This is a genomic window from Pseudomonas sp. 5C2, assembly GCF_034314155.1.
Taxonomy (GTDB): Bacteria; Pseudomonadota; Gammaproteobacteria; order Pseudomonadales; family Pseudomonadaceae; genus Aquipseudomonas.
Window position 1 is genome coordinate 974,693 of the sequence record NZ_JAVIWH010000003.1, and the last position, 12,633, is coordinate 987,325.

Annotated in this window: 12 protein-coding genes; 8 read left to right on the forward strand and 4 right to left on the reverse strand. The window is 57.9% G+C overall.

The annotated features are described in order from the left end of the window. Positions 1-39: 39 nt before the first annotated feature. The 3 genes from uvrD (at position 40) to RGU44_RS19345 (ending at position 3,806) form a co-directional block, all read left to right on the forward strand. Complete coding sequence (gene uvrD, locus RGU44_RS19335) at positions 40-2,223, forward strand: DNA helicase II (RefSeq protein WP_322218621.1); 2,184 nt, start codon at positions 40-42, stop codon at positions 2,221-2,223. Positions 2,224-2,400: 177 nt separating this feature from the next. Beyond that, entirely contained in the window at positions 2,401-3,255 is an 855-nt protein-coding gene (locus RGU44_RS19340) for a Tim44 domain-containing protein (RefSeq protein WP_322177046.1), read from the forward strand. Positions 3,256-3,398: 143 nt separating this feature from the next. After that, complete coding sequence (locus RGU44_RS19345; RefSeq protein WP_322218623.1) at positions 3,399-3,806, forward strand: SMI1/KNR4 family protein; 408 nt, start codon at positions 3,399-3,401, stop codon at positions 3,804-3,806. Between the two features lie 46 nt (positions 3,807-3,852). Here the strand turns inward: RGU44_RS19345 and RGU44_RS19350 are convergent, their stop codons facing one another. Continuing rightward, positions 3,853-5,616, reverse strand: a complete 1,764-nt coding sequence (locus RGU44_RS19350; RefSeq protein ID WP_322218626.1) for a cation:proton antiporter — start codon at positions 5,614-5,616, stop codon at positions 3,853-3,855. 239 nt (positions 5,617-5,855) lie between these two features. On the opposite strand from RGU44_RS19350, the gene RGU44_RS19355 reads away from it, so the two are divergent. After that, the gene (locus RGU44_RS19355; protein WP_322177048.1) at positions 5,856-6,341 is read left to right on the forward strand and encodes an acyl-CoA thioesterase; all 486 of its coding nucleotides are present in this window, start codon (positions 5,856-5,858) and stop codon (positions 6,339-6,341) included. A 143-nt stretch (positions 6,342-6,484) separates the two neighbouring features. Beyond that, on the forward strand, positions 6,485-6,877 hold the full coding sequence (locus RGU44_RS19360; RefSeq protein WP_322177049.1) for a DUF3301 domain-containing protein: 393 nt from the start codon (positions 6,485-6,487) through the stop codon (positions 6,875-6,877). A 40-nt stretch (positions 6,878-6,917) separates the two neighbouring features. On the opposite strand, the gene RGU44_RS19365 is transcribed toward RGU44_RS19360, so the two are convergent. Next, positions 6,918-7,880, reverse strand: a complete 963-nt coding sequence (locus tag RGU44_RS19365) for a CobW-like GTP-binding protein (protein ID WP_322177050.1) — start codon at positions 7,878-7,880, stop codon at positions 6,918-6,920. A 39-nt stretch (positions 7,881-7,919) separates the two neighbouring features. On the opposite strand from RGU44_RS19365, the gene RGU44_RS19370 reads away from it, so the two are divergent. Next, a complete protein-coding gene (locus RGU44_RS19370; RefSeq protein WP_322177051.1) occupies positions 7,920-8,276 on the forward strand; it encodes an NADH:ubiquinone oxidoreductase in 357 nt (118 codons plus the stop codon). On the opposite strand, the gene zigA is transcribed toward RGU44_RS19370, so the two are convergent. Beyond that, a complete protein-coding gene (gene zigA / locus RGU44_RS19375) occupies positions 8,273-9,481 on the reverse strand; it encodes a zinc metallochaperone GTPase ZigA (RefSeq protein WP_322218629.1) in 1,209 nt (402 codons plus the stop codon). The two genes, RGU44_RS19370 and zigA, sit on opposite strands and share 4 nt — an antisense overlap. A gap of 100 nt (positions 9,482-9,581) precedes the next feature. Between zigA and folE2 the strand changes: the two genes are divergently transcribed. Beyond that, positions 9,582-10,487, forward strand: a complete 906-nt coding sequence (gene folE2, locus RGU44_RS19380) for a GTP cyclohydrolase FolE2 (RefSeq protein ID WP_322177053.1) — start codon at positions 9,582-9,584, stop codon at positions 10,485-10,487. Here folE2 and RGU44_RS19385 read toward each other — a convergent pair. Next, positions 10,471-10,992 carry a DUF3617 domain-containing protein gene (locus RGU44_RS19385; RefSeq protein ID WP_322177054.1) on the reverse strand — a complete coding sequence of 174 codons (522 nt, stop codon included), beginning with the start codon at positions 10,990-10,992 and terminating at the stop codon, positions 10,471-10,473. The two genes, folE2 and RGU44_RS19385, sit on opposite strands and share 17 nt — an antisense overlap. A gap of 160 nt (positions 10,993-11,152) precedes the next feature. On the opposite strand from RGU44_RS19385, the gene cls reads away from it, so the two are divergent. Then, positions 11,153-12,592: a cardiolipin synthase gene (gene cls / locus RGU44_RS19390; RefSeq protein WP_322218632.1), complete on the forward strand. Its 1,440-nt coding sequence runs from the start codon at positions 11,153-11,155 to the stop codon at positions 12,590-12,592. Positions 12,593-12,633: the final 41 nt, after the last annotated feature.

Sequence of the window (12,633 nt, forward strand, 5' to 3'; positions counted from 1 at the left end):
TGGTTTGCCCGACATAGCCCAGCACCCTAGAATGCGTCGATGCGCGATGATCTCTCCCTTCTGCTGAACTCCCTCAACGATGCCCAACGTCAGGCCGTAGCTGCCTCCGTGGGTCGTCAGTTGGTACTCGCCGGTGCTGGCTCCGGCAAAACCCGTGTGCTGGTGCATCGCATCGCCTGGTTGATCCAGGTCGAGCATGCCTCGCCACACTCGATCCTCTCGGTAACCTTCACCAACAAGGCTGCGGCCGAGATGCGTCACCGCATTGAACAGTTGATGGGGATCAACCCGGCTGGCATGTGGGTCGGTACCTTCCACGGCCTGGCGCACCGCTTGCTGCGGGCGCACTGGCAGGAAGCCGGACTGAACCAGAGCTTCCAGATCCTCGACAGTGATGACCAGCAACGCTTGGTCAAACGAGTGATCCGCGAACTGGGGCTGGACGAGCAGCGCTGGCCGGTACGTCAGGCGCAGTGGTTCATCAACGGACAGAAAGACGAAGGCCTGCGGCCCAAGCATATTCAGGCCAGCGGCGATCTGTTCCTGGCCACCATGAAATCGATCTACGAAGCCTACGAGGCCGCCTGCCAGCGCGCAGGGGTCATCGACTTCTCCGAGCTGCTACTGCGCGCCCTGGACCTGTGGCGCGACAATCCCGGCCTGCTGGCGTACTACCAGCGCCGCTTCCGGCATGTACTGGTCGACGAGTTCCAGGACACCAACGCCGTGCAATACGCCTGGCTACGGTTACTGGCCCAGGGCGGCGACAGCTTGATGGTGGTCGGCGATGACGATCAATCGATTTACGGCTGGCGCGGCGCCAAAATCGAGAACATTCATCAGTACTCGTCTGACTTCCCTGACGCCGAAACCATCCGTCTGGAGCAGAACTACCGCTCCACCGCCAGCATTCTCAAGGCCGCCAACGCCCTGATCGTCAACAACAGCGGGCGCCTGGGTAAAGAGCTGTGGACCGATGGCGGTGATGGCGAACCGATCAATCTGTTCGCCGCGTTCAACGAACACGACGAAGCGCGCTACGTGGTCCAAACCATCGAAAGCGCATTAAAGACCGGCCTGATGCGCAGCGACATCGCGATCCTCTACCGCTCCAACGCTCAATCGCGGGTGCTTGAAGAAGCGTTATTGCGCGAGCGGATTCCTTACCGGATCTATGGTGGTCAGCGCTTCTTCGAGCGCGCCGAGATCAAGAACGCCATGGCCTACCTACGCTTGCTCGACGGTCGCGGCAACGACGCCGCGCTGGAACGGGTGATCAACGTCCCGGCACGCGGCATCGGCGAAAAAACGGTCGAAGCCATTCGCGAACATGCCCGTCACGCCGACGTGTCGATGTGGGAAGCGATGCGCCAGCTGATCGCCAATAAAGGCCTGACTGGCCGCGCAGCCGGAGCGCTGGGTGGATTTGTCGAGCTGATCGAGAATCTGACCGCGAAAGTCATGGAGATGCCCCTGCATCTGATGACCCAAACCGTGATCGAGCAGTCCGGGTTGATCACCTACCACAAGGAAGAGAAAGGCGAAAAAGGCCAGGCTCGGGTAGAAAACCTTGAGGAATTGGTCAGCGCCGCGCGCAACTTCGAGAATGCCGAAGAAGACGCCGAGCTGTCACCGCTGGCCGGGTTCCTTGGCCATGCGTCGCTGGAGTCGGGCGATACTCAGGCCGATGAACATGAAGACAGCGTGCAATTGATGACGCTGCACAGCGCCAAGGGCCTGGAATTCCCCCACGTGTTCCTGGTGGGCATGGAAGAAGGCCTGTTCCCCCACAAGATGAGCCTAGAAGAGCCCGGGCGTCTTGAAGAAGAACGGCGACTGGCGTATGTCGGCATTACCCGCGCCATGCAGAAACTGGTGATGACGTATGCTGAAACCCGTCGCTTATATGGCAGCGAGACGCGCAATAAGATCTCGCGCTTCGTCCGGGAGATTCCGCCACCCCTGATTCAAGAGGTGCGCCTGTCCAACAGCGTCAGCCGTCCGTTCGGCGGCACGCAGAACATGGGCACAAGCAGCCTGTTCAATGGCACCGGCATCCCGGAAACCGAGTTCAGCCTCGGACAGCGGGTTCAGCATTCGGTGTTTGGCGAAGGAGTGATCCTCAATTTCGAAGGTGCCGGCGCTCAGGCACGGGTGCAAGTTAACTTCTCAGAAGGCAGCAAATGGCTGATGATGGGCTACGCCAAGCTGGAAGCGATCTGAGCCACTGAACATGTAGGATCAGCCTCAATATCTGAGGCTGCAGAGATATGCCCTACAGGCCACTCTTTGTGAGCCTGTTATAGGCCCAAGCAAAAGCCAGAAACATTTAGGCGCTAGCCATTGTCATTTCTCCTGTGCAACATGGCGCGCGTGCAATCCATAAATGGGAATTCCTTTATGCAACGTTTTCTAAGCATCGCTCTGGCGCTGTGCATCGGGCTCACAATGAGCCTCGAAGCCAACGCAGCGCGCTTCGGTGGCGGCAAGAGCTTCGGCTCGGCGCCCAGCCATCAATCCCGTCAAGCTGCGCCGGCCTCTCCGTCGGCTGCGCCTAACGCCGCTGGTCGCCCTGCTGCCGCTGCTGCTGGCGGTGCTTCTCGCTGGCTCGGCCCGTTGGCTGGCCTCGCGGCAGGCGGCCTGCTCGCCTCGATGTTCATGGGCGGCGGCTTCCAGGGCATGCAGTTCTTCGACATCCTGATCATCGCAGTCATCGGCTTCGTGATCTTCCGGTTCATCGCCGCGCGTCGACGCAAGCAACAAGAGCACATGTCCCCTGCCGGTCATGCGCCGTTCCAGCGTGAAACCCTCGAGCAACCGGCTCAGCCATCGGTTTTCGGCGGCTCGTCTGCAGCCCCGGTTGCAGCTCCGGTGATCAATGCACCGGCCTGGTTCAATGAACAACGCTTCCTCGAAGCCGCTCGCAGCCACTTCCAGTCGCTGCAACAGCACTGGGATGCCAACGAAATGGACAAGATTGCCGAATTCGTCACCCCACAAATGCTCCAGTTCCTCAAGAAGGAACGTGCAGACCTGGGTGATGGCTTCCAATCGACCTTCATCGACAACCTGACCGTGCAGCTTGATGGCCTGGATGATCGCTCGGATAAAACCGTGGCGACCTTGACCTTCTCCGGCGTGTCCAAAACTTCGCGCTTCGACCAAGGTGAAGTGTTCAGCGAAAGCTGGAACATGGAACGTCCGCAGGGTGACAACCAGCCTTGGCTGGTCGCCGGTATCCGCCAGAACGGCTGACGCTCGGCAGTGCTCGCAAGCGAATTGCACCGATAAGCAAAACCCCGGATAACCGGGGTTTTGTTTTTTTTTGGGCAACCGTTGTTTTGAGAAAACCTTACGCTACTGTATAACCCGCGCCATCAAGTTAGAGGATCCAGGCCGTGGAAGAAGTTATTGAAGAACTGCGTGAAAAAAACGAGCGGGTACCCGTACCCCTTGAGTTGCCCGAAGATGATGATCTGGTCGAGATCGAAGAACAGCTGTTCATCAACATTCCCTTCGTCTTCAAAGAGTTTTTGCTGACTGTCAGCGACGTGGTGTATGGCAGCCTGGAACCTGTGACCGTCATGGACCCGCAGTCCCATACCTACCTGCCCGAGGTTGCCGCAACGGCGTGGGATCTGGGCGTGCCTCGCGAGTTGATCCCGATCTGTCAGAACGGCGATGACTATTACTGCGTCGAAGAAGACGGCACTGTCGTGCTGTGGTCCGCGGAAGAAGAACTGGTGACCGAAGAAAGCTGGGAGTCAGTCTGGCACTGGGCCCGGGATGTCTGGCTGGAAAGCTGAGACGTGCAACTCAGCGCCGCACACTGCGGCGCTGAAAGGAGTCGCCTCAATGCTCGGGCGGCTCCTGATGGTTACCCAAGGTTTCCAGCAAAGCGATCTGCATCCGCGTATGTACACGGATGCACCAGCGCCACAACACCGCGGCAACGATAGTGGCCACCACCCCAATCACCAGCAGTAATTCGTTAGTCGGCAGGATGCTCGCCGACAGCGCAGCCAGCAGCAGGAAAATCACCAACATCGACAGCAAAGGGATCACTTCTGCGATCACCCGACGCACGCGTTCGGTGTGGCGTCCGGCCATGGCGGGCTTAACGCTCATCTCGGCCAACAACATCGAAAGCGCCTTGAGCTTGCGGTAGGCCGCGATCAAAAACGGCAGCGACACCAGCAACGAAACACCCCAGATCAACGCCTTGTGTTGGCTGTCATCGCGGGGCCAGTCGCTCAAATAACCGCCAATGCCCTCGGCGAAGTAACCGCCACAGAAGAAAATCGCCACCACCAGCGCCAGATTGACCCCGACCTGCAACAAAATCCTGCGGATCATCGACGCCAGCAACGCGCCCTGCCCCTGTGGCTGGATACTGCGCAGCCATTCCCCATACAGCCCGAAGACCCGCGCGATACGCTTAGGCATCATTGCCGCGAGCTTCATCGATAAAGGGTCCGCCGAGCGGATCAGGTAAGGCGTCAGCAAGGTGGTGATCACCGATACCGCCACTGCCACCGGATAGAGAAAATCGCTGGTGACCTGCAACGTCATGCCGAGGGCGGCGATGATGAAAGAGAACTCGCCGATTTGCGACAAACCCATGCCAACCCGCAAGGACGTGCGCCCATCATTCCCGGCGATAAAGGCACCCAGGCCACACGACAGCATCTTGCCCAGCACCACAGCGACACTGATCACGGCAATCGGCCAGGCGTAATCGAGAAGGATTTTCGGGTCGATCATCAAACCGATGGCAACGAAGAAAATTGCACTGAACATGTCGCGAACAGGTTCAATCAGCTGCTCTATTTTCAGCAACTGCCGCGATTCCGCCATGATCGCACCAATCAGAAAAGCGCCCAGCACCATGCTGTATTCAAGCTTGGCCACCAGTAGGCAAAATCCGAAACACAGACCGAGTACCGTCACCAAAAGCATTTCATTGCTTTCAAATCTAGCCACATACGCCAACAGGCGCGGGACCAGAAGAATACCGATCACCAGCGCTACAACCATAAACAGCGACAGCTTGCCGACGGTGGAAAATACCTCGCCGGAACTCACGGAGCCGCTGACCGCGATGCCGGACAGCAAGGCAATAATACCAATACCGAGAATGTCTTCGACGATCAGGATCCCAAAAATCAGCTGGGCAAAACGCTGATTTTTCATCTTCAGGTCGTTCAACGCTTTGACGATGATGGTGGTTGAAGAAATCGCCAGAATCGCCCCGAGAAACAGCGAGTCCATGGCGTTCCAGTTGAAGAAACGCCCGATTTCGTAGCCGATCCAGATCATCAGCACGATTTCCAGAAAAGCCGCGATAAAGGCCGTGGCACCGACCTTGAACAGCTTGCGCAGGCTGAATTCCAGGCCCAGACAGAACATCAGGAAAATAACACCCAGCTCGGCCAAGGTCTTGATTGTATCCTCGTCGTGGATCAGGCCGAACGGCGGTGTGTGCGGGCCGATAATGAAACCGGCAACGATATAGCCCAGGACCACGGGCTGTTTCAGACGATGAAAAAGGACCGTTACGACGCCGGCGACCAGCATGATTACCGCCAGGTCCTGGATAAAACTGATGGCATGCATGGCGTGAAACTCCTTTTTTATGCGCTGAAAAACCCGACTCCAATGTAGGAAGTACCCGCGACCAAGGCTTTTTGCAGGTTAACACCGCACCTCTACGGAGAAAGTCGGTGCAATATATGGAAACAGATGGGCGCTTCGGCGTGACGGCGGCGGGTCCGCCAGCGTCCGGATAACTGATCTACAAGAACGCGAGCACCAGCATAGGTGCACTTCTGACACACCCACCCTGTGAGCACGCTATGGAACCCGGAAACACCCAGCTGTCGATGACTGTATTGATGACCCCGGACATGGCCAACTTCTCTGGCAACGTGCATGGCGGCACCCTGCTCAAGTACCTCGATGAGGTCGCTTATGCCTGCGCCAGCCGTTATGCCGGGCGTTATGTGGTAACCCTGTCAGTGGACCAGGTGATCTTTCGTGAACCGATCCACGTTGGCGAGTTGGTGACCTTCCTTGCGTCAGTCAACTACACCGGCAATACCTCGATGGAAGTGGGGATCAAAGTCGTCACCGAGAACATCCGCGAACGTTCGGTGCGCCACACTAACAGCTGCTTTTTCACCATGGTGGCGATAGACGACGAGCGCAAACCCGCTGCCGTACCTCCACTGGAACCGGCCAACAGTGAAGACAAACGTCGCTTCCTCCAGGCCAAGCAACGGCGGCAAATTCGTCAGGAGCTAGAAAAACGCTATCAGGACATCAAGGACGAAGCGCCTTAAGCGCCCACCGGGTCCGCTCGACGCGCACGCATCGAGCGGACCGCAAGCAAAGAAAGCAACAGGGATGAAATTTAAGCTGCACGGTATGACTGTAAATCGTCAGACCCAGTTAAGCTGGACGTTCTTTGTTGGAGCACTTTTTCATGCTGACCTTGGGCAACCTTTTTGTGCTGATGCTGCTGGCCACGGGCGGCGCCTGGCTGTGGCATTCCCATGGTTTGCGCGAGCGAGCACTGGCGCGAGTCAAGCAACACTGTGCCAAACTCGACGTCGAGCTGCTGGACGGCAATGTCGCTCTACGGCGTATAACGTTCGCCCGCGATGCCAACGGCAGAAAGCGCCTGGCCCGTGTGTATAACTTCGAATTCACCGTCACCGGCGAGCAACGCCACCCCGGCACCATCACCATGTTCGGCGCACACACCGCACTCATTGAGCTGGCGCCCTACCCGTTCGAAATCAAAACTCCGCCACCCAGCGCCAATGTGATCGAGATGAGTCAATGGCGTCAGGAACACAATAAGCGGAAACAATGAGCCCGTCGGTATAACGGTTCCCCGTTGTGGATAACTCGCTTTAGAGCAAGCAGACAGCCAGTCCCGCTTGCAACGCGGCCTCGTCCTGAGGCGCGGTGAATATCAGTTCCAGCCGTGAATCGCGGCGCCATTCACTGTTTTGCCAATGAATGGCCGCACCATCCAGCGCATTACCGGACAACCAACCCGCGTTGCTGTGGATAACCAGCTTGGCCCGTCGCCAATCCAGGCTATTGAGCCACTGCTGCACGCGCATCAGCTCGAATTGCTGGCTCGGATGCCAGCGCCAACCAATACTCCAGCCTTCCGCCTGGCCTTGGCTCAAGCAGATCGGCTGACGCGGGTCGGTCCAGATCGCAGGCAATTGCGCCAAACCCTTGGGAGCAACAAAGTTATCCACAGCCGCAGAGGCTTGCGCACCAATGCCCGGCAACTCGGATAACGGCAAAGCCGCTTGTTCGGTCCAGTACAACGGACGGTCCGGCAAGCGCCGGGCCAGCGCCTCGCGGGCGACAACGTCGAGCAGTGCGGACTTGTTCATCACCAACAAACCGGCATCGCCCAAGGCTGCTTGCTGACTGTCAGGCAAAGGCTGACCGGCCACCATCGCGGTCGCATCAAGCACCAGCACACACGGCTGAACAGCCAGGACCCCTTCCCAAGGCGGCTCACGCAGCTGCTCCATCAGTTGCGCCGGGTGGCCCAACCCGGAGGGCTCGATCAGCAGTCGATCCGGCCGCGCCTTACGCAACAGGCGCCCCAGCCCAACTTGAAACGGCGCGCCATTGACGCAGCACAAGCAGCCACCGGCCACTTCGCCAAGTGCGATACCATCGTCAGCCGTGGTCAACAGCGCAGCATCCAGGCCGATCTGGCCGAACTCATTGATCAAGATCGCCCAGCGCTCGTTGGCAGGCTTTTGCGCCAACAATTGCTTGATCAGACTGGTCTTGCCCGCGCCCAACGGACCGGCGATGACATGGGTGGGGATGTTCTGCAGCATGGGGCCAATTCTTCAGAGTGATGGTTACAGGGACAATCAATGCGCGCGATCTGGCTGGCAACACTGTTGTTGATAACATCGAGCGAGGCATGGGCCGAGGCATGCGTCGTACACAGCCACGCCGAACGACTCGACGTCAAAGTCTGCCAGGAAAATCGCAACATCCCGGCGAAGCTGTTTCACGACGGTTTTTGCCAACCACAACTGGCCGGGCAGAAAACCGAAGTGGAATACGTCGATCAATGCCCCGCCGGCGCTTTCGGCGTGTGCAGCAATGCTCAAGTCGCCAATATGCCCTATCACCAGAACATTCACTATTACGGCGTCGCCAGCGATGCGCACTACCTTAAGCCGTTTTGTGAGGGGCAGAGCCAGGGCCAGTGGCTTGCCCCTTAAGGTGCCGCCTCGTCGTGCCATGGTCCGAACGGATCCGCCAACAGCGCCCAACTGTCTACGCCGCTGGTCATTTCCGCATCGGTCAGCAGGCAGCTGTCCAACTCATCGGTGAGCCGCGCGAAGTTGATGTGCTGCCCGATAAACACCAGTTCCTGACGGCAATCACCAGTCTCGGCGGTCCAGTTTTCCATGATCGCAGCGGTGCTTTCCGGGTCCTGCGGCCATTCCTGTTTGGGCACGAAGCGCCACCAGCGACCGGCAAAACCGTAACGCATCAAGCCGCCCGCCTGGGACCAACTGCCCGCGTCCTGATGCTTGCTCGCCAGCCAGAAAAAGCCTTTGGAGCGCAGCAATTTGCCGTTGATCCACTCACGGTTGATGAAGTCGAAAAAGCGCTGTGGATGAAAGGGTCGACGGGCACGGTAAGCCGTCGAGGCAATGCCGTACTCCTCGGTTTCGGGCGTATGTTCGCCGCGTAACTCCTTGAGCCAACCCGGCGCCTGCGAGGCGCGCTCGAAGTCGAAACGACCCGTGTTCAGCACTTTTTTCAGCGGAATTTGCCCCATCACCATAGGAATGATTTCCGCCTGGGGATTGAGCCGCTCAAGTATCGCGATCAGCTCCAGACGTTCGCTGGAACTGATCAGGTCGATTTTGCTGATCAGAATGACATCGGCAAATTCGACCTGCTCGATCAGTAAATCGGTGATCGAACGTTCGTCATCCTCGCCCAGGGTCTCACCACGAGTCGCCAGGCTCTCGGCGGCCTGGTAGTCGATCAGAAAATTGATGCCGTCGACCACGGTGACCATGGTGTCCAGGCGCGCCATGTCGGCCAGGCTTTTGCCTTGCTCATCACGGAAGGTGAACGTTTCAGCCACGGGCAACGGCTCGGAAATCCCGGTGGATTCGATCAATAAATAGTCAAAACGGCCGTCCCGCGCCAAACGACTGACCTCTTCGAGCAAGTCCTCGCGCAAGGTGCAGCAGATGCAGCCATTGCTCATTTCGATCAGTTTTTCTTCGGCACGGTTCAGGCTCACATCGCGCTGAACCTCGCTGCCATCGATGTTTATTTCGCTCATGTCATTAACGATCACGGCCACGCGCATGCTTTCGCGGTTGCGCAGCACGTAATTGAGCAACGTGCTTTTGCCAGCCCCGAGAAATCCGGACAACACAGTAACGGGTAGACGGTCAGGCATCAGGTGTTCCTCATCAGGTAGCGTACGCGCTCAAAAAAGGCATCGTCGACTTTGTAGTTATAATATAACATGACATTTCAACCCTGACGACGGACCTTCAATGAACGCGCTGACTCTGCCGGATATCGCCTCCCAAGCATCACGCCAAGCCTTACCACTGGATTGGGTCGGCATGTGCGGCATCGCCCTGCCAATTGTGTTTAATGGCCAGCGAGTGAACGCCACAGCGGATGCAGGCGTGAGCCTCGACGATGGGGAAGTGCGAGGCATCCATATGTCACGGTTGTACCTGGCGCTGGAGATGCTCGATGAAGAAGACCTCACACCCGCATTACTGCACCGGGTTCTTCAGCAATTTCTCGACTCGCACCACGGTCTGTCTGCCAGTGCCTCTGTGCGCATTCACAGCCATTTGCTGCTGAAACGCCCGGCATTGATCAGCCCGTTGGCCGGTTGGAAGTCTTATCCGGTAGGGATTTTTGCTCGGCTGGAGCATGGAGTGTTCCACGTGGAACTAACATTCGACGTCAGCTATTCCTCGACCTGCCCATGCTCTGCCGCCCTTGCCAGGCAGCTGATTCAGGCGCAATTCATCTCTGACTTCGCCAATCGGCCGCTGGAGCATGCGGATGTACTGACATGGCTCGGTACGAGCCAGGGCATTGTTGCCACCCCACACAGTCAGCGCAGCAGCGCCCAGCTTGATGTTCAGCTGGACGTGCACGTGAACGAACTTCCGCTAATCCAACTTATTGATCACGTCGAGACCGCCCTTGGCACTGCGGTGCAAACGGCGGTCAAACGCGCCGATGAGCAAGCGTTTGCCTTGGCCAACGGGCAGAATTTGATGTTCTGTGAAGATGCTGCGCGACGGCTCCATCTGGCACTGAGTCAGGTCCCGGACATCAAGGGTTTCAACCTGAAAGTCATTCACGCCGAAAGCCTGCATGCACACGATGCTGTCGCCCGGAGCCGCTGGCAGCGAGGAATCAAGTCCGCGGTTTAACCGTCCCGCACTGCTGACCCAGCCAAACGGCACGGGTGTCCATGCTGCCGTTTTGCTGAGCGCCTGTGGCGTTGAAGGTACCCACGACTTTAGTGCTGAACTCGCGATCACTGGCGAACTGGGCTACCCCTGTACCTTGCGCTTTGGGGCAGCTGAAGCGGAACTTCCACGTCTTGCCATTGCGGTCGGTGATCTGTTGGTTGCAACCAGATTTGGGGTCTGTCAGCGGGATATTGTCAGTCTTGACCTGGTCCTGAGTCAGGCAGACTCGCACGCCCTTCCCGCCCAGCGTCACGCCCTGCTTTTGCATCATCTGTTCCATCATCGCTCGCTGCTCGGGCGGCAGGTTGTTCAACTGGGCAAGCATCAGCTGCAGGTCAGGCAACGGCTGGCCGTCTACCTGCATATTGCTCGACGTCAGTTCCCACAACCCTGGCTGCAACATCTGCGCTTGAGCGATCGGTGCAGCCAGACAAAACAGCAAAGCCAAAACGCGTTTGTTCATCTGAAAAATTCCTGAATATGAAAATGACCGGATTAGCTCCAGCCTGACGATGAGCGTTAGACGACGCAAGCGCCTACCAGTTGCATGCCGAATAAAATAGCGACAATCCCGACGGGCTGTGGTCTGTTAGAGACCTAAAAAGTTTAAAGCAAGGTTGCACATGGATTACCACAGCCCGCACTTCTTCGGCTACTTGATCGCTTTCACTCATCTGCTAGGCCTGATTGCTGCCATCCATGCACTGCTTACCGTACGCACCGCCCAAGGCTCGATAGCCTGGGCCATGCCGCTGTTATTCATCCCCTACGTAGCCCTCATTCCTTATCTGGTCTTCGGCCGTAGCTCATTTGATGCTTACATCAAAGCCCGTCGCCAAGCTAACCGGGAGATGCACGCGGCCATCGGCGATCTGAATTGGCGGCCCTGGATCGAAGAAGCCGTCACCGCCCGGCGCAGTAGCGCTTATGCCTCACTACGGGCCATGCCCAAGCTCGGACGTATGCCGTGCCTGGCGAACAACGAGGTAAAGCTGCTGATCAATGGTGAAGCCACGTTCGCCGCGATCTTCGAGGCTATTCGCCACGCCAGACAAGCGATTCTGATTCAGTTTTTTATCATTCATGACGACGATCTGGGTCGACGCCTGCAAGCGTTGCTTCTGGAAAAGGCCGCCGAAGGTGTGGCCGTCCATGTCCTCTACGACGGGATCGGTAGCCACGCGTTACCCAATTCCTACAGCACCACCCTGCGCGACGGCGGGGTGCAGATCAAGGCCTTCGCCACCCGTAGCGGCTGGCTTAATCGCTTTCAGGTGAACTTCCGCAACCACCGCAAAATCGTGGTGGTGGATGGTCTGCGTGGCTTTGTTGGCGGGCACAATGTGGGCGATGAATACCTGGGCAAACAACCACCGCTAGCCCCTTGGCGCGACACCCATGTGCAGGTAATCGGTCCCGTGGTCGCCTGCTTGCAGGAATCGTTCGCCGAAGACTGGTTTTGGGCCACTCGGCAGTTACCACCCTTGATCCTGCCCGACACCTATCCCGAAAATGGCGTGCTCTGCCAAGTACTGGCCACAGGCCCGGCGGACGCTCAGGAAACCTGCTCACTGTTTTTCGTCGAAGCCATCCATTCCGCCATGGAACGGGTGTGGATCACCAGCCCCTATTTCATTCCCGATGAAGCCGTGTTTGCCGCGTTGCGCCTGGCGGTAATGCGCGGTGTCGATGTGCGAATTTTGTTGCCGTCGCGTCCAGACCATTACGTGGTCTACGCCGCCTCCAGCCTGTTCGCGTTCGAGGCCGTGCGCGCAGGGGTACGCATCTTTCGCTATGAGCCGGGCTTCTTGCATCAGAAGGTGGTGCTGGTGGACAGCGAGATCACCGCCATCGGCAGTGCAAACCTGGATAACCGTTCGTTCAGGCTGAATTTCGAACTGATGCTGTTGACGGTCGACAGTGACTTCGCCAGCGAAGTGGAGAAGATGCTCAATGACGACTTCGCCCTCGCCCATGAAATCGCCCTGGAGGAGAGAAAGCAAACGCATCGTCTGCAGCAGCTCGGCATGCGCATTGCGCGCCTGATCTCGCCCATTCTCTAAGCGCTGATGTCGTTCCGGGGTCACGAAACCCCGTAGCGACT

What these genes read in the sequence shown, in the direction of transcription:
- uvrD (WP_322218621.1), top strand. Translation starts at nt 40, where the DNA reads ATGCGCGATGATCTCTCCCTTCTGCTGAACTCCCTCAACGATGCCCAA.
- RGU44_RS19340 (WP_322177046.1), top strand. Translation starts at nt 2,401, where the DNA reads ATGCAACGTTTTCTAAGCATCGCTCTGGCGCTGTGCATCGGGCTCACA.
- RGU44_RS19350 (WP_322218626.1), bottom strand. Translation starts at nt 5,616, where the DNA reads ATGCATGCCATCAGTTTTATCCAGGACCTGGCGGTAATCATGCTGGTC.
- RGU44_RS19355 (WP_322177048.1), top strand. Translation starts at nt 5,856, where the DNA reads ATGGAACCCGGAAACACCCAGCTGTCGATGACTGTATTGATGACCCCG.
- RGU44_RS19360 (WP_322177049.1), top strand. Translation starts at nt 6,485, where the DNA reads ATGCTGACCTTGGGCAACCTTTTTGTGCTGATGCTGCTGGCCACGGGC.
- RGU44_RS19365 (WP_322177050.1), bottom strand. Translation starts at nt 7,880, where the DNA reads ATGCTGCAGAACATCCCCACCCATGTCATCGCCGGTCCGTTGGGCGCG.
- RGU44_RS19370 (WP_322177051.1), top strand. Translation starts at nt 7,920, where the DNA reads ATGCGCGCGATCTGGCTGGCAACACTGTTGTTGATAACATCGAGCGAG.
- zigA (WP_322218629.1), bottom strand. Translation starts at nt 9,481, where the DNA reads ATGCCTGACCGTCTACCCGTTACTGTGTTGTCCGGATTTCTCGGGGCT.
- folE2 (WP_322177053.1), top strand. Translation starts at nt 9,582, where the DNA reads ATGAACGCGCTGACTCTGCCGGATATCGCCTCCCAAGCATCACGCCAA.
- RGU44_RS19385 (WP_322177054.1), bottom strand. Translation starts at nt 10,992, where the DNA reads ATGAACAAACGCGTTTTGGCTTTGCTGTTTTGTCTGGCTGCACCGATC.
- cls (WP_322218632.1), top strand. Translation starts at nt 11,153, where the DNA reads ATGGATTACCACAGCCCGCACTTCTTCGGCTACTTGATCGCTTTCACT.